Here is a 15,659-nt window from a genome sequence, read left to right on the forward strand (position 1 = left end):
GGATGCGCGGCGGTCTGGTCACCATCGGCACGGTCGGGGCTCTCGTCGCGGCGATGGGACTGACCGTGCTCGGGCTCGGCGCGGCGGACAACGCGGTCGCCAGTTACGACGCGAGCGCGTGGTTGTGGAGCGCGGCCCGCAGTGAGTTGGCGCGGGTCAACGGGATCACCGCCCGGGTGGACACCCGGACGCAGGTGCCCGACGGCCGCAGCCACCCGATGCAGGTGGTGCAGACCGACCGGATGCTGGTCCTGCGGGACCTGAGCACGGGTCAGGTCAGCTCTCTGGACCTGGCGACGTTGCAGGTGGTGGCGCGGACGAAGACCACCGCGGGGATCGGCGTCAACGTCGCCCTGCACGAGGACGCCGCCTTTGTGGTGGACTCGGTGCAGGGACTGGTGCGGCAGCTCGACCCGCGCTCGCTGGTGCCGATCGGTGAGCCGGTCCGCTTCCCGCCGGGGATCACCGGCGGTTCCTTCGACGGTGAGGGTCGGCTCTGGATCGGGGTGCCGAGCGAGGGCACGGTGTCGGCGATCAGCCCGGCCACGTTGCCGTCGGCGGCGGCGACCGCCGGTGGGCAGCCCGGCACCGGGCTGGCGCCGAAGGAGGTGCGCAGCCACACGGTCGCCGAACCCAGTCATGACCTGGCGCTTTCCACCCTGGACAACGGGGTGGCGGTGCTCGACCGGACCACGAACGTGTTGACCACGGTCCGCGACGAGGAGCAGCCGAAGACGGTCACGTTGACCACGAGCGGGCCGGGGACCCTGCCGGCGCGGACGAACGGTCCCCGGGTGGCGGTGACGGTGCCGGACGACCGGAACGTGTACGTGGTCGGTGACGGTGCCGTACAGCAGCAGTTCTCGGTTCCGGGTGTGGGCACGTTGAGTCCGGCGGTCGCCTGGGCGGGCCGGTTCTACTGTGCCGACGAGCAGACCGGGGCGGTGTACTCGTTCGACGCGGACGGCAAGCAGATCGACAAGATCGAGGTGCCCGGCGCGAACGGCCCGTTGGAGTTGGAGGTGCGTGAGAACCACCTGTTCATCAACGCGCCGAACTCGGCGAACGCGCAGGTGGTCGACGACAAGAACACGGCCCGGCCGGTGAACAAGTACGCCAACGACATTCTCGGTGGGGATCCGCCGCCGGCCGCGCCGCCGCCGCCTCCGCCGCCGAAGCCGCTGGTGGGCAAGCCGGGGGCGCCACGGAATGTGACGGCTGCGGCCGGCAACGCCCAGGCCCGGGTGAGTTGGCGGGCCGCTCCGGCGAACGGCGCGGCGATCACGCGCTACGTGGTGGAGGGTGCCGGCAAGGAGTACCAGGTTGGTGCGAACCAGCGGTCGTTGGAGATCACCGGCCTGACGAACGGGGAGACGTACCGGTTCTCGGTGCGGGCGGTGAACGCGAAGGGCACCGGGCCGGCGAAGAACAGCAACGCGGTGGTGCCGACGTCGGAGGTGCCCGACGCACCGGCGAGCGTCACGGCGCAGGAACGGCCGGACGGCACCGTGCTGGTGCGGTGGCCGGCGGCGAACGGCCAGGGCTACAAGATCACGAAGTACGCGGTGACGGCGATCTCGGCCGGCGCGAGCGCGCAGGCCGGCGAGTCGGCCAAGACCGAGCTGGTCATCCCGGCGGGTGAACTCGAGTACGGCACCCAGTACGCCTTCCAGGTCGTCGCGGTCAACGAGAAGGGCGCCGGATCGACCCCGTCCCCGGTGAGCAACTCGGTGGTGCCGTTCGCGAAGCCGAGTGCGCCGACGAGCCTCACCGCGACCACGGTGGCCGGTGAGGCCGGTGCGGTGTCGGTGGTCTGGGCCGACGCGAAGGAGAACGGCCGTGCGGTGACGAAGTACGTGGTCGCGGCCGGCGGCAGGACGATCGAGGTGGCCGAGCCCCGGGCGAAGCTGACCGGGCTCGGTAACGGTCAGACGGTCGTGGTGAAGGTGCACGCGGTCAACGAGGCCGGTGCCGGCGCGGACGCGACCGCGACGGCGCGTACGGTGGCGCCGCCTCGGGTGACCGTCACCGGTGGCAGCGCCGACGCGACCTCGGTCACGGCCAACTTCACCGTGGACGCGGGCGGCGGGAAGGCCACCTGCTCGGTGACGGTGGCCGGGCGGGCGGCGGTCGCCGGTGCCTGTTCCAGCATCCGGGTCACCGGGCTGGCTCCCGGTACGGCGTACAACTTCACGGTGACGGCGAACAACGCCGCCGGTGCCGGGACGGACACCGGCAGCCAGTCGACTCCCGCCCTGTACGGGGTCGCGACCTGCAACAACCAGAAGACCACCGACCCGGCCACCAGCACCTACTGCAACACCGACCGGTCCGGCCGCAACGGCAACGAGGTCTTCGAGGTGCCCCGGCAGGACAACGACCGGCAGGCCGGTTGGGCCGAGCCCGGGACCCGGCTGCGGACGTACTGCAAGGTGAAGGGCGACGACGTCGACTCCTACATCTACAACAACCACAAGCGGAGCACCTGGTGGGTGCAGGTGGACTACAACGGGCGCAACTACATCCCGTTCGCCTGGCTGAACCTCGAAGGTGGCGTCGACATCAACGTGCTACCGAACTGCTGAAGCGTGCCGCCGAACCGCTGAACAAGAACAAGAACAAGGAGCACCGCCCGCCATGACCAGCCACGAGTCGCGTCGATGACCGGCCAGGAGCCGCTCAGCCCGCAGCACGTACAGGGCTTCGCGGCACTGGCCGCCCGGCTCGCCGACGCGGTGAGTTCGGTGGTGCTGGGCAAGCCGGAGGTGGTCCGGCTGGCACTGACCGCGCTCTTCGCCCAGGGGCACGTGCTGCTGGAGGACGTACCGGGGGTGGGTAAGACGACCCTGGCGCGGGCGATCGCGGCGACCGTGCGGGGGCAGTGGCGGCGGATCCAGTTCACGCCGGACCTGCTCCCCTCGGACGTCTCCGGGGTGACGATCTTCAACCAGGCGACCCGTGGCTTCGAGTTCCACCCGGGTCCGGTCTTCGCGAACATCGTCATCGCCGACGAGATCAACCGGGCGTCGCCGAAGACCCAGTCGGCGCTGCTGGAGGTGATGGAGGAGCGGACCGTCACCGTGGACGGCGTACGGCACCCGGTCCCCTCGCCGTTCCTGGTGGTGGCGACGCAGAACCCGGTCGAGATGGACGGCACCTACCGGTTGCCGGAGGCGCAGCTCGACCGGTTCCTGGTGAAGCTGACGATCGGCTACCCGGACGAGGCGGTCGAGATCGAGGTGCTGCGCGGGGCGACGGTCCGCTCCCCGGAGGCACTGGAACCGGTCACCGACACCGCCACCGTCGGCGAGATGGTGCGGATGGCGCAGCGGGTGCACATCGCCGACCCGCTCTACGCGTACGCGGTCCGGTTGGCTGCCGCGACCCGTACCCATCCGCAGGTCCGGGTCGGGGTGAGCCCGCGCGGGGTGATCGCGTTGACCCGGGCGGCGTGCGCGTACGCGCTGATCGACGGGCGGGCCTGGATCCAGCCCGAGGATCTGAAGGCGCTGGTCGAACCGGTCTTCGCGCACCGCATCCTGCTCGCCCCCGACGCCCAGGTACGGGGCCTGACCTCGGCCGAGGTGCTGCGCCAGGCGGTGGCTTCGGTGCCGGTGCCGCTCCCCTCCGGACAGCTTGCCCGGACCGGAGCCTGATCCGGCGCCCCCATGAAGATCACTTCCCGTGGCATCGGCCTGCTCGTCGGTGCCGGTCTCCTCCTGCTGCTCGGATTCCGGTTCGGCTATCCCGAGCTGACCCTGCTCGGCACCGCAGCGGCGATCGCCGTCGGCTGCGCGGTCGGGGTCGCCGCCTGGCGCCCACGGTTGCAGGTGGAACGTCGAGCCGACCCGGACCGGGTCGGCCGGGGTGAGCCGGCGACGATGGCGCTGACCGTACGCAACGGTGACCGGTTCCGCTCGGCGAACATGATCGCCGAGGACCAGTGCGGCAGCCGCCCGGTGCCGGTTCCGCTGCTGCGACTGCGCCCCGGGCGGGACACCACGGTCAGCTACCCGGTGCCGACCCACCGGCGGGGTGTGGTGCCGGTCGGACCGCTGCGGGTAACCGGACGCGACGCGCTCGGGCTGGTGGTCATGGCCCGGGCACACGGTGAGGTCGCCCAGGTGTGGGTGCATCCCCGGATCCATCCGCTGAGTGCCGTACCGGCCGGGGTGGCGCGGAGCATGGACGGAAGGATCGACCGGGTGCCGCACGGGTCGATCACCTTCGACTCGTTACGGGAGTACGTGGTCGGCGACGAACTTCGCCGGGTGCACTGGCGGACCAGTGCCCGGATCGGCGAGCTGATGGTGCGGGAGCATCTCGACACCAGCCTGCCCCGGCTCGTGGTCGTCCTCGACGACCGGGCCGCCGCACATCCGGTGCTGGTCGACGGGGTGGCGGAGACGTTCGAGTCGGCCTGTGAGGCCGCCGCGTCGGTGGTCGCCGCGGCCCGCCGGGAGGAGCTGCCGGTCGCCCTGGTGCTGGTCGCCGACCCGGGCGGTGGCGGCGACTTCCTCGACCGGCTCGCCGCCGCCGAGTTGCGTACCGCCCCGGCGCTCGCCCGCGACGTCTCCGACGGTGACCCGTTCGGGTCCGCCGCGACCGCCGGCCCGGCCGGTGATCCGCTCGGCGCGGTGCTGAACCGGCTGCGTCAGCAGCGGCTCGGCGACACGTTGGTCTTCCTCACCGGTCCGGGTGCCCGCGACGACCTGGGGCAGCTCGGCGCGCTCCGCCCGGCGTACCCGTCGGTGCTGGCCGCCGTCTTCGGCGACCTGGTGCCCGCTCCCGGCGAAACCGCCGGGGTACGGGTCCTCGACGTCGCCGACGGCGCCGAGTTCGCCTCCGAGTGGGACGGGGTACGCCGGTGGTGAGCAGCTTCCGGGTCGGCCCGTTGCTGCGGTCGGTCCCGATTCCGCTGGCCCTGATCGCGATGATCGGGCTGGCCGGTGCGGTGCTGGGCCGGGTCTACGCCGGACCGTTGCTGACGCAGCTCGTACTCGGGGCGGCGGTCGGTTCGGTCGGGGTGAGTGTCGCCGCCCGCCGGCTGCCGTCCTGGCTGGTCGCGCCACTGTCGGTGCTCGCCCTGGCCGGTTACGCCGCCTTCGCGCTGCGGCTGGCCGCGCAGCGCGCCGACCTTCCCGGCGGCCTCGCCGACCTGGTCGCCGAGGCCGGTCGCAACGGCATCCCCCGGCTGCTCACCGCGATGATCCCGGTCGAACCGGTGCCGGACACGGTGATCGTGCCGCTGGTCGCGGCCTGGTTGGCGGGGCTGGCCGGGGCCGAGGTGGCGGTACGCGCCGGCCGGGTCCTGCTCGGCTACCTGCCACCGGCGTTGCTCTACGCCGGTGCCCTCTACGTGGTCGGTCCGAACGCCGAACCGGCGATCTGGTGGACGGTGGCCTTCGCCGCCGCCGCCGCGACCGGTCTCGCCGTCCCGGCGGCGACGTCCACGTCCACACCGGCCGAAACGGGGGCGACACTCCCCCCGGCGGTGCGGGCCGCGATCCGGGTACGGGTCCTGGCCGGCACCGCCGCCGGCCTGGTCGTGGTGGTGGCACTCGCCGCCCTGCTGGCGCCGCTGGTGGCGGGGCAGGTCGGCAACGCCCCGGTCGACCCCCGCCGGTACGTGCAGCCGCCCCAGGTGGACGCCCTGGACGAGAACCCGCTGATCCGGATCTCCGGTTGGGCGCTGGACCCGGACCAGAAGCTGCTCGACCTGCACACCACCGGTACGGCGGCACCGGCCGGCGACGACCGCCCACCGGCCGGGGACGGCGACACCCCGCCCGACGACGCCGACCCGGGGGCCGGGGAACGGGTGGGCGACTCCCCCACCGAGCAGACGCCCCGCTCCGTCGGGGTCAGGATCCGGCTCGCCGTCCTGAACGACTACGACGGGGTCACCTGGCGGGTCGGGGCCACCTACCGCAACGCCGGCCGGATCCTGCCCGCCGTCGAGCCGCCGGACGGGGTCACGGTCGACCGGGTACGGCAGGAGATCACCGTCGGTGAACTCGCCGGGCGGCTGCTGCCGGCCGTACCGACGCCACGGGAGGTCACCGGGGCGCGGGTCGCGTACGACCCCGGCAGCGGCACCCTGATCCGACCGGAAGGGCTGACCGAGGGACTGCGGTACACGGTCACCTCCGCCCGTGAGCGCCCCGACCCGAACCTGCTCACCGCCGCCAACGTACCGGCCGGTGACGCGGTGGCCCGGGTGCTGCGGGTCGCCGACGGGGTCCCGGACCCGCTGCGCCGGCTCGCCGACCAGTTGGCCGCCGACAACGGGGCGCCGTACGCGCGCGCGATGGCGATCGAGGAGTGGCTCGCCGAGCACTACCGCCTGGTGGCGGACGCGCCGAGCGGGCACGCGTACCCGAATTTGAACTTCTTTCTCTTCGGTCCCCGTAACGGTGGCGGGCAGCGCGGCACCTCGGAACAGTTCGCCGCCACGTTCGCGGTGCTCGGTCGGTTGATGGGGCTGCCGACCCGGGTGGTCGTCGGTTTCCACTCGGCGACCGGGGAGGGCCCGGTGCGCGGCGGTGACGCGTACGCGTGGCCGGAGGTGCTCTTCGACGGGCTCGGCTGGGTGTCGTTCGACCCGTTGCCGCGACCGGAGACCGAGCCCCGGCCGGTCGAGGAGGACTTCACGCCGAAACCGCAGGATCCGCCGCCGGTGCAGGACGAACCGACGCCGGAGCCGAGCGCACCGCCGACCGTGGCCGCCGCCCCGGGCAACGGTCCGGCTTCGGGGTCGGGCAGCCCGGTGCCGGTCCTGGCCGGCGCGGGTTCCGGTGGGTTGTTGCTGGTGCTGACCGGGTTCGTGGTGGCGATCCTGACGATGCGCCGGGGGCTGCGACGGCGCCGGCTCGACGAGGGAACTCCGGCGCAACGGATCGCCGGGGCGTGGCGTGAGGTGACCGACGCGTTGCGGTTGGCAGGTCACCCGGTCGCGTCGCATCTGGACGCGTCGGAGGTGGCGGCGTACGCGGCACAGGTCGCCGGGACGGCCGCGGCCGAGCCCGTGACCGTGCCGACACCGGCCGCGCCCGGCGCCGCGGCACCGACACCGGCGGGGTCGTCACCGCGTTCCCGGCCACGGCCGTCACCCCGACCGAGGCCGGCACCGGAACACTCCCCCGATCGGCCGCCCGCGCCGGGGCCGGTCACCACCGTGCCGCCGATCGACGAGTTGGCGACCCTGGTCAACGTGGCGACCTTCGCACCCGGTACGGCCAGCGACGAGCAGGCCCGCCGGGCCGGCACGCTCGCGGTCGCGTACGCCACCGCGTTGCGCGCGGTCCGGCCGTGGTGGCGCCGTGCACTCTGGTCGGTGCACCCCGGCCCGCTGCGCTGGCGCCGCTGACCGCTGCGGGCGTCGCCACGTCGATGTTCGGCGTCGCCCTCTGGATCGGCGGCGCCGCTCCGGTCAGGTGCCGTCCGGCATGGTGGCCGAGGCACCGGCCGGGGTCGGTACGGGCTCGGGTGCCGTCACCAGAGCCGGCGACGGCGCCGGTCCGAGCTGGGCGATCAGGGTGGTCAGCGCGGCGATCCCGCCCTCGGCGAGTTCAGGGGTGGCGAGCAGCCCGATCACCGGCACGTCCACCCCGGCGTCGGCGTACTCGCGCACCTTGGCCCGGCAGGTCTCCGGTGTGCCGTGCACCACGAGTTCGTCGATCAGTTCGTCGGGTACGGCAGCGGCGGCGCCCCGGCGGTCGCCCGCCTCCCACGCCCGCCACACCGGACCGAGCACCTCCTCCCGGCCCAGCCAACGGTGGAACTCGGCGTACGCGGGCACGGTCAGATAGCTGGTGATCATGCGTCGGCCCAGGTTGCGGACGTACTCGGCGTCTTCGGTGGGGCAGACGAAGATCCGCGCGGCGACCTCGAAGCCGGCCCGCCGTTCGCCGAGTTCGGCGAGGACCCGGGGCAGGTCGGTGGCGGCCAACCAGTTGAGGATCACCCCGTCGGCCTCGGCACTGGCCAGCCGCAGCATCCGGGGCCGCAGGGCGGCGAGCAGGATCGGCGGCGGTACGGCCGGCGGCCGGTCCAGCCGGAACCGGCGTACGGCGAAGGTGTCGTACCGCTCGTCGACCGTCTCGCCGCGCAGGGCCGCGCGCAGGAACCGCAGCATGTCCCGGGTACGCCGGTACGGCTCGGTGAAGTCGGCCGCGTTCCAGTCCCCCACCACCACCGGTGACGAGGAACCGATGCCGAGGGCGAAGCGCCCGGGGGCGGCCTCGGCCAGCGCGGCGGCGGTCATCGCCAGCAGCCCCGGGCCACGGGTGAAGACCGGTGCGATCGCCGTACCGAGGCGCAGGTCGGGACGCCAGGCAGCGGCCAGGGTCAGTGGGGTGAACGCGTCCGCCCCGTTGACCTCGGAGGACCACAGGTCGGTGAAGCCCGCTTCGGCCAGCGCCGCGTAGACCGTGGCGTGGTCGGCGAGCGGCACCCCACTGAACGGCACCGTGATGCCCCAACGTTTCGTCACCGGTCGATCGTGCCCGTTCACCAGGGGTAGGGGCAACATCTTCGGACGCGAGCGGCGGATCGCGTCGGGTGGAGCCTCGCCGCAGTGGTCATCCCCCGGCTCGGGTCCGGTGGGCGACAGCCTGCCCGGCCAACCCGCTGTAACGCCCGGTGTTCACCCCTACGCCGGCGATCACGTCCCCCAGGACCGGACCTTCATTGACACATGGACATATCACGGTACGTTGTGAGGCGATTTCGCTTAGCCCGCGACCACGGGAAGGAGCCGGGTCTGTCATGTCGATCTCACAGGACATCGCGCTCAGGTTGGGGGCGCGGCCATGACCGGCTTCGAGATCAACCCGGAGAGCCTGCGCGACGGCGGAGCGACGATCGGGGACACTGCGCGGTCGTTCGGAGATCGGTTGCAGGCATTCCGGGCCGAGTTGGCCTCCTACGACGGCGCGTGGGGCGACGACGCCATTGGTGCGCTGATCGGTGCCCCTTATCAGGCGGTCTCCGAGTGGGCTTTCGACTGCTACCGGGCTGCCGCGGACGAACTGCTATCCGCTGGCACCGACCTCGGCGTCATGGCCGATGGCTACGAAGGCGCCGACGAGTCCGCGAGCGGGCTCTTCCAGAACCTGCACAGGCAACTGGGATAGCGCGGTGGGCCTCACTCTGCCGGGCGAACTCGTCACCGTACTAGGAATGATCGGGTACGACTGGCCCACCTCGGATGAGGCGAAGCTCTTCGAGATGAGCCAGGCGTGGTTCGGCTTCGCCGACACGATCTCGCAGACCGCCGCTGCGGTCGGGGCGGAGGCCCGGCGGGTCACGGAGGGCAACACGGGCGAGGCGATCGCTGCCTTCCAACAGTGGTGGGGTAACCCGGACAGCGCACCGAGCACCCTCACCGAGGCGTCCACCGGCGCCACCGTTCTCGGCATCGGACTGATCGTCTGCGCGGTTGTCGTGCTCGCCCTGAAGATCCAGATCATCGTCCAGTTGGTGCTGCTCGCGATCCAGATCGCCCAGGCCATCGCGACGGCCGCGGCGACGGTCGGCGCGTCGCTCCTGGAGATCCCGGTCTTCAAGGTCATTACGCAGACCGTGGTCGGCATCCTCACCGACCAGGCGATCAGCGCGTTGCTGAACTGAGGCGACGATGAGCCGTGGGTTCAAGGGTCCCAGGGGGGCGACGGGCGGAGACCCCGGCGGCAGCGGCAGGGGTGGGTCGGACGGCGACGGACGGCGGCCCGGCGACCCTCGTCCGGCCGACAGTTCGGGCGTTCCGCCGGCCGTAGCCGGACCGATGTCGAGGGCGATCCCTGGGCACCGGATGCCGGCCCCACGGGGCGGAGGGCCCACGGCACCGGGCGGCGGAAGAGCGCCGGTCGATGCCGGACGCGGAACATCTCCCCCGGGCTACTTCGATCCGCGTACGCCAGGCTGGGAACGGTTCGAACGCGGTCAGGCCCCCGAGTCCGTACGCGAGGCCGGCTCGCACCTCAGCCCTCGGACGGGTATCCGCGAGACCAACGGTCGGTCGGACGGACGAGACTACTCGTCGGGCAACGACCGGAGTCTCGCGGACGACCTGCTCCCCTCCCGGGTTCCGCGGGACTTCTCCCGGCTGCCCTACGACCCGAGCGATCCCGGTCTGAACCCTCGCGGTCGGCCCAACTCGTTCTTCCAGCACGCCGAGTCCCAGGTGGCCCGAGAGATGCGGGACGACGCCCGTCCCACCCGCAATCCGGACGGGTCGGTGACACCGCCCGTCGGGGTCACCCATCGTGAGCTCGTCATCGACAACGGCGTCTGCGGCACCCGGGGCTTCGAGGTCCAGCAGGGGCCCGGCCCCTCCTGCGACGCGCTGCTACCCGACATGATGCCGGAGGGCTCCACCCTGACGGTGTGGTCCACGACGGACGGCGGCGAGACCTTCTTCCGGAAGATTTACACCGGGACGGGACGCTACATCGATCCCAGCTTCGGATCGAACGCGTCGTAGGCTGGCGGAGCCATGAGTTACGTGATGACGAACCCCAACATGACTGACATCCCGCTCGCCGACCCGGAGCATGGTCTCACCGAGTTCGACGAGCACATCCACCTGTTCATGCCGTTTGGCGGTCAGGGTCAGTCGCTCTGGTTCTCCCCGGAGCCGGGCGCGGAGCCGGAGCTGCGCGTCGACATCGACATCGCCGCCGACCGGGCCGCCCTGAACTGGCTGGCCGACGACACCTATGCCGTCGAACTGCCGCCGGGACCACCGATCCGCGTGCAGTGGGCAACCGACGCGCCCGTGGTCGACGTGCCGGGCGAAACTGCCCGGGTGAGCGTCGACACCGCGCGGCGGGCGGTTCGCGCCTACCTTTCCACCGGTGGACGGCCCGGCGGCCTGGAGTGGGTTGCCGAGGAGCCAGACGTGGGTCTCGACTGACCTCCGGCCCCGCGGGCGATGATGCGGCCGATCTGACGGAGATCCTGCTGTCTGGCGGAGATCCTGTCGTACGCGCAGGGTTCGACGGGGCAGGTCAGCCCGGTGCGTATGCCGGTTGTAGCCTCACCGCGTGACGTTCTCGATCGTGGCGCGATCCGACGACGGCCGGTTCCACGGGGTCGCCGTAGCCAGCAAGTTCCTCGCCGTCGGCGCACTGGTGCCGGCCGCCGAGGCCGAGGTCGGGGCCCTGGCCACCCAGGCCCACGCCAATCTGGCGTACGGGCCGCAGGGGCTGGCCCTGCTCCGGACCGGGCTCGGTGCCGCCGATGTGATCGCCGGGCTGACCGCCGCCGACTCGGGTCGGGCCAGCCGGCAGCTCGGTGTGGTCGACGCCGAGGGCGGTGCGGCCACGTACACCGGTCCCGACTGTCACGACTGGGCGGGTGGGCAGGCCGGCGACGGCTGGGCCGCGCAGGGCAACATCCTGGTCGGGCCGGAGGTGGTCGACGCGATGCGGGACGCCTGGCTCGGTGGTGACGGCGGTCGACGGTTCGCCGAACGGCTGCTCGACGCGCTGCGCGCCGGTGACGAGGCCGGCGGTGACCGGCGTGGTCGGCAGAGCGCCGCACTGCTGGTGGTCGCCCGACGCGGCGGGTACGGCGGCGGCACCGATGTGGTGATCGACCTGCGGGTCGACGACCATCCCGATCCGGTGACGGAGCTGGCCCGGCTGCTCGACGTACACGTCATGCTCTTCGAGAAGCCCGACCCGGCGACGCTGCTGGACCTGACGGGTGAGCTTGCCACCGAGGTCGCGGCCCTGCTGAGCGCCGCCGGGCACGCCCCGGCGGAGGCCGTCGACGCCGCCGTCGACGCGGCGTTGGCGGACTGGGCCGGGGTGGAGAACCTGGAGGAGCGGATGGTGCCGGGCCGGATCGACCCGGTGGTCCTGGCCCACCTGCGTTCCCACCCCTGACCCGACGCCCTACAACGGCGGGTCAGGCGTCCCGGCGGCGGATGCTCCAGTAGCCGGCGGCGACGGCGAGGACCGTCCAGCCGAGCAGCACCAGCAGTCCCTGGTTCTGGGTGAGTTCGCCGGGACCGACGGTCGCCTCCATCGCCCGCATGCCGGCCTGGTCCGGCAGGAAACGCGAGGCCGACCTGGTCGCGGGGATCACCCAAAGCGCGGGCGAGACGACGAAGAAGAACGGGATGAGGACGCCCAGCGACAGGGCGGTCCCCCGCAGCACGGCGGCCACGGCGGCGGCGAAGACGCCGAGCAGGGTCACGTACGCGAGCCCACCGAGCACCGCCTTGACGGCGCCGGGAGTGGACAGGTCGACCCCGTGCGGACCGAGCCCGACCTGCGTCACCAGGAACGACCCGAAAACGGTGGCGCCGCCCACGACCAGGCAGACCAGCCCGGCCACCCCGAGTTTGCACAGGTAGAACAGGCCACGTCGGGGCACCGCCGCCAGCGAGGCCCGGATCGTGCCGCTGGTGTACTCGGAGCTGACCACGAGGACGGCGAAGACGGTGAAGGCCAGGTTGCCGTAGAGCAGTCCACCGAAACCGGCGTCGATCGGGTGGAAGTCGGGGCTGAGCGCGTCGCTGTTCCGGTCGATGGCGGCCCGGATCGAGTAGCCGCTGACCAGCGCGAGTCCGAAACTGACCACGACGCCGACCGACAGCGTGATCATGGTCGCCAGAGTGGACCTGACCTTGATCCACTCCGAGACGAGCACCCGGCGTACCGCCGTGCCGTTCATCGGTTCACCTCCGCTTCCTGCTGGCCCCGGTACTCGACCGCGCTCGCGGTCAATTGCATGAACGCCTCCTCCAGCGACGCCGAGCACGGGGTCAGCTCGGTGACCGCGAGGTTCTCGGCATGGACGATCGCGCCGATCTCCTCCATCCGGGCGTCGATCGCGTGCAGTGCACCGTCCGCGCCGTCCTCGACGCTGACCCCGCCGGCCACGAGGGCGTGGCGCAGCCGTTCCCGCTCCGGCGAACGCACCCGGACGTACGACCCGGCGTGCCGGGCGACGAAGTCGGCCGTACTCAGGTCGGCGAGCAGCCGACCCTGCCCGATGATGATCAGGTGCTCGGCGGTGACCGCCATCTCGTTCATCAGATGGCTGGAGAGGAAGACCGTGCGCCCCTCCCGGGCCAGCCGGATGAGCAGGTCACGCATCCACTTGACCCCCTCCGGGTCCAGCCCGTTGACCGGCTCGTCCAGGATCAGGACGGGCGGGTCGCCGAGCAGGGCGGCGGCCAACCCGAGGCGCTGGCTCATGCCGAGCGAGAAGCCGCGTACCCGTTTACGTGCCACGCTCTCCAGCCCGACCAGCCCGATCACCTCCTGGACCCGCCGCCGGCCGATCCGGTTGCTGGCGGCCAGGCCGAGCAGGTGGTCGTACGCGGACCGGCCCGGATGCGCCGACTTCGCGTCCAGCAGCGCGCCCACGTGCCGCAACGGCTCAACCAACCGGCCGTACGGCCTGCCGTCGATCAGCGCGCTGCCCGAGGTCGGCCGGTCCAACTCCAGCAGCAACCGCATGGTGGTCGACTTGCCCGCGCCGTTGGGGCCGAGAAATCCGGTGACACGACCGGGATGCACGGTGAACGACAGCCCGTCCACCGCCACCCGCCGGCCGTAATGCTTGGTCAACTGTGCTACCTCGATCACCGGACCAACATTCCAGCCGAGGGCCGGGCGGCGCGTCAGACCGAGGTTTGATCCTGCTCCCGCGACACGTCAGACCGGGGTCTGATCCGCCACGCCACCGGCCGGGAGCCGGCCACCGCCCAACGGAACCAACCCGCTCTCGTACGCGACGATGACCAACTGGGCCCGGTCCCGCGCGCCGAGCTTGGCCAGCAGCCGGGTCAGGTGGGTCTTCACCGTGGCCATGCTGATCTGCTCGTGCCCGGCGATCTCGGTGTTGGACAGCCCAGCGGCCACCAGGGCGAGGATCTCCCGCTCACGATTGGTCAGCCCGTCCAACCTGGTCCCGTCGGTCCGGGCCGGATCGGCCCGACCGAACTCCGCGACCAGTCGCCGGGTCACCGTCGGGGCGAACAACGCGTGCCCGCTCGCCACCACGTGCACCGCGTGCAGCAGGTCGGCCGGTGGGGTGTCCTTGAGCAGAAAGCCGCTCGCCCCGGCCCGCAGTGCGCCGAAGACGTACGGGTCCAGGTCGAACATGGTCAGGATGAGCACCCGTACGCTCGCGGTCACCGGGTCGGTGCAGATCCGGCGGGTCGCCTCGATGCCGTCCAGATCCGGCATCCGGATGTCCATCAGCATCACGTCGGGGCGTTCCCGGGCGGCGAGCCGCACCGCGGCGGCACCGGTCGCCGCCTCACCCACCACCACGCAGCGCGGGTCGGATTCGAGCAGGAGCCGGAAGCCGCCGCGCAGCAACGCCTGGTCGTCGGCGATCGCCACCCGGATGAGGTCGGTCATGAGGGCGTCCCAGCCGGCCGCCGGTCGCCCCGCCGGAGGTCGCTCGGCGTCGGGTACGGCAGCCGGACGTGAAGCCGGAACCCACCCTGCTCACGCGGCCCGACAGTCAGCTCACCGCCGTGCATGGCCACCCGCTCCCGCATCCCCAGCAGGCCGTGGCCACTGCCGGCAACCGGGGTACGCCCGCCAGCCCGCCGCTCGTCCGGCCCGTCGTCCAACACCTCGATGGTCACCTCGTCATCGGCGCACCGCACGGTGACCTGGCAGCGGGTCAGCCCGGCGTGCCTGATCACGTTCGTCAGCGCCTCCTGGAGAATGCGGTACGCCGAAACCGCCGTCGCCTCCGGCAGCCGGTCCGTACCGGTGATGTCGGATCGCAGATCGAGGCCGGCCTCCGCTGCCCCTGACAGCAGCAGGTTCAGATCCCCCACGGCCGGGGCATTCGGGTCAGCCACGTCTGCCTCGTCGGTCCGCAGCACATGCAGCACCTGCCGCATGTCGGTGAGCGCCGAACGACCTACCTTCTCGATCAGATCAAGGGCGTCGGCCGCCGCGCCCGGCCGGGTCTGCGCGACGTGCCGGGCCACCGCCGCCCGTACGGTGATGATGCCCAGGTTGTGCGTGACGATGTCGTGCACCTCGCGGGCGATGCGCAGCCGCTCGTCGGTGACCGCCCGGGCGGTTTGTTCCGCGCTGCTCCGAGCCTGGTAGACCCGGCGTTCCCGGACCGCCACCCCGGCCGTCCACGCCGCCCCGACCAGCGACAACCCGGGCAGCAGCACGCCGAACGCCGCCGCCGCGGCCGGGGTCGGGCCAGCGGAGACGGTGAGCAGGAACAGGACCACGGTGACCCCGGCCAGCATCCGCCACCGGATCCGGCGCAGTGGCCGGCCGGCGAGCGCGGCCGTGTAACCGGTCAGCGCGGCGGCCAGGAACGGCTCGTACAGCACCTCGAACGCCAGAGCCAGCACCGAGGCCGTCGCGACCAGCAGGAACACCGGCACCGGCCAGAGTCGGCGTACCGCCACCGGCAGGGCCATGAGCAGCACGACCAGGCACAACGTGAGCCCGGTCCGGCTCTCCGACGGGCCGCCGGTCGTCGGGGCGAACGCGTACCACAGGCTGAGGACCAGCGCGAGCAGCCCGTCAACCGCGATCAGTTCGCCACGGCTGAGCGGGCGGGTAGGAAGCGACGAGCCGGTCACCGCACACCCTTCTCCGGCCACGACTTTCCCCACAGCCTATCCGGCCGGCTGTTCGCACCGGCCGGGT

General features: G+C 72.3%; 13 protein-coding genes and 1 pseudogene. 9 read left to right on the top strand and 5 right to left on the bottom strand.

The genetic code is table 11. The annotated features are described in order from the left end of the window. Positions 1-2: 2 nt before the first annotated feature. The 4 genes from BDK92_RS04650 (at position 3) to BDK92_RS04665 (ending at position 7,369) form a co-directional block, all read left to right on the top strand. Positions 3-2,585, top strand: coding sequence for a fibronectin type III domain-containing protein (locus BDK92_RS04650; protein WP_121161619.1), 2,583 nt, complete (start codon positions 3-5; stop codon positions 2,583-2,585). A 75-nt stretch (positions 2,586-2,660) separates the two neighbouring features. After that, positions 2,661-3,656 carry an AAA family ATPase gene (locus BDK92_RS04655; RefSeq protein WP_121154907.1) on the top strand — a complete coding sequence of 332 codons (996 nt, stop codon included), beginning with the start codon at positions 2,661-2,663 and terminating at the stop codon, positions 3,654-3,656. Between the two features lie 12 nt (positions 3,657-3,668). Further along, a complete protein-coding gene (locus BDK92_RS04660; RefSeq protein ID WP_121154910.1) occupies positions 3,669-4,874 on the top strand; it encodes a DUF58 domain-containing protein in 1,206 nt (401 codons plus the stop codon). Next, positions 4,871-7,369, top strand: a complete 2,499-nt coding sequence (locus tag BDK92_RS04665) for a transglutaminaseTgpA domain-containing protein (RefSeq protein ID WP_246016815.1) — start codon at positions 4,871-4,873, stop codon at positions 7,367-7,369. Before BDK92_RS04660 ends, BDK92_RS04665 begins: the two co-directional genes overlap by 4 nt. A 150-nt stretch (positions 7,370-7,519) precedes the next feature. Here the strand turns inward: BDK92_RS04665 and BDK92_RS04670 are convergent. After that, positions 7,520-8,476 (bottom strand): annotated as a pseudogene (locus BDK92_RS04670) (LLM class F420-dependent oxidoreductase); the annotation flags it as partial. Between the two features lie 337 nt (positions 8,477-8,813). Here BDK92_RS04670 and BDK92_RS04675 point away from each other — a divergent pair. The 5 genes from BDK92_RS04675 to BDK92_RS04695 all read left to right on the top strand — a co-directional run bounded on the left by BDK92_RS04675 (position 8,814) and on the right by BDK92_RS04695 (position 11,894). Beyond that, positions 8,814-9,137 carry a WXG100 family type VII secretion target gene (locus BDK92_RS04675; protein ID WP_121154912.1) on the top strand — a complete coding sequence of 108 codons (324 nt, stop codon included), beginning with the start codon at positions 8,814-8,816 and terminating at the stop codon, positions 9,135-9,137. 4 nt (positions 9,138-9,141) lie between these two features. Then, the gene (locus tag BDK92_RS04680) at positions 9,142-9,633 is read left to right on the top strand and encodes a WXG100-like domain-containing protein (RefSeq protein ID WP_121154915.1); all 492 of its coding nucleotides are present in this window, start codon (positions 9,142-9,144) and stop codon (positions 9,631-9,633) included. Between the two features lie 181 nt (positions 9,634-9,814). Then, positions 9,815-10,486 (top strand): DddA-like double-stranded DNA deaminase toxin, encoded by a 672-nt coding sequence (locus tag BDK92_RS04685; RefSeq protein ID WP_121154917.1) that lies wholly within the window; start codon positions 9,815-9,817, stop codon positions 10,484-10,486. Between the two features lie 39 nt (positions 10,487-10,525). Next, complete coding sequence (locus BDK92_RS04690) at positions 10,526-10,918, top strand: Imm1 family immunity protein (RefSeq protein WP_170208499.1); 393 nt, start codon at positions 10,526-10,528, stop codon at positions 10,916-10,918. Between the two features lie 130 nt (positions 10,919-11,048). Beyond that, the gene (locus BDK92_RS04695; RefSeq protein WP_121154921.1) at positions 11,049-11,894 is read left to right on the top strand and encodes a DUF1028 domain-containing protein; all 846 of its coding nucleotides are present in this window, start codon (positions 11,049-11,051) and stop codon (positions 11,892-11,894) included. Positions 11,895-11,916: 22 nt separating this feature from the next. Here BDK92_RS04695 and BDK92_RS04700 read toward each other — a convergent pair whose 3' ends face one another. The 4 genes from BDK92_RS04700 to BDK92_RS04715 form a co-directional block, all read right to left on the bottom strand. Next, complete coding sequence (locus tag BDK92_RS04700; RefSeq protein WP_121154924.1) at positions 11,917-12,687, bottom strand: ABC transporter permease; 771 nt, start codon at positions 12,685-12,687, stop codon at positions 11,917-11,919. Beyond that, positions 12,684-13,607, bottom strand: a complete 924-nt coding sequence (locus BDK92_RS04705; RefSeq protein WP_121154926.1) for an ATP-binding cassette domain-containing protein — start codon at positions 13,605-13,607, stop codon at positions 12,684-12,686. Before BDK92_RS04705 ends, BDK92_RS04700 begins: the two co-directional genes overlap by 4 nt. A gap of 69 nt (positions 13,608-13,676) precedes the next feature. Continuing rightward, entirely contained in the window at positions 13,677-14,387 is a 711-nt protein-coding gene (locus BDK92_RS04710) for a response regulator (RefSeq protein ID WP_121154929.1), read from the bottom strand. Beyond that, complete coding sequence (locus tag BDK92_RS04715) at positions 14,384-15,592, bottom strand: sensor histidine kinase (protein WP_121154931.1); 1,209 nt, start codon at positions 15,590-15,592, stop codon at positions 14,384-14,386. Before BDK92_RS04715 ends, BDK92_RS04710 begins: the two co-directional genes overlap by 4 nt. Positions 15,593-15,659 lie beyond the last annotated feature (67 nt).

The sequence above is a fragment of the Micromonospora pisi genome (genome assembly GCF_003633685.1).
Taxonomy (GTDB): Bacteria; Actinomycetota; Actinomycetes; order Mycobacteriales; family Micromonosporaceae; genus Micromonospora_G; species Micromonospora_G pisi.

What these genes read in the sequence shown, in the direction of transcription:
- BDK92_RS04650 (WP_121161619.1), top strand. Translation starts at nt 3, where the DNA reads ATGCGCGGCGGTCTGGTCACCATCGGCACGGTCGGGGCTCTCGTCGCG.
- BDK92_RS04655 (WP_121154907.1), top strand. Translation starts at nt 2,661, where the DNA reads ATGACCGGCCAGGAGCCGCTCAGCCCGCAGCACGTACAGGGCTTCGCG.
- BDK92_RS04660 (WP_121154910.1), top strand. Translation starts at nt 3,669, where the DNA reads ATGAAGATCACTTCCCGTGGCATCGGCCTGCTCGTCGGTGCCGGTCTC.
- BDK92_RS04675 (WP_121154912.1), top strand. Translation starts at nt 8,814, where the DNA reads ATGACCGGCTTCGAGATCAACCCGGAGAGCCTGCGCGACGGCGGAGCG.
- BDK92_RS04685 (WP_121154917.1), top strand. Translation starts at nt 9,815, where the DNA reads ATGCCGGCCCCACGGGGCGGAGGGCCCACGGCACCGGGCGGCGGAAGA.
- BDK92_RS04690 (WP_170208499.1), top strand. Translation starts at nt 10,526, where the DNA reads ATGACTGACATCCCGCTCGCCGACCCGGAGCATGGTCTCACCGAGTTC.
- BDK92_RS04700 (WP_121154924.1), bottom strand. Translation starts at nt 12,687, where the DNA reads ATGAACGGCACGGCGGTACGCCGGGTGCTCGTCTCGGAGTGGATCAAG.
- BDK92_RS04710 (WP_121154929.1), bottom strand. Translation starts at nt 14,387, where the DNA reads ATGACCGACCTCATCCGGGTGGCGATCGCCGACGACCAGGCGTTGCTG.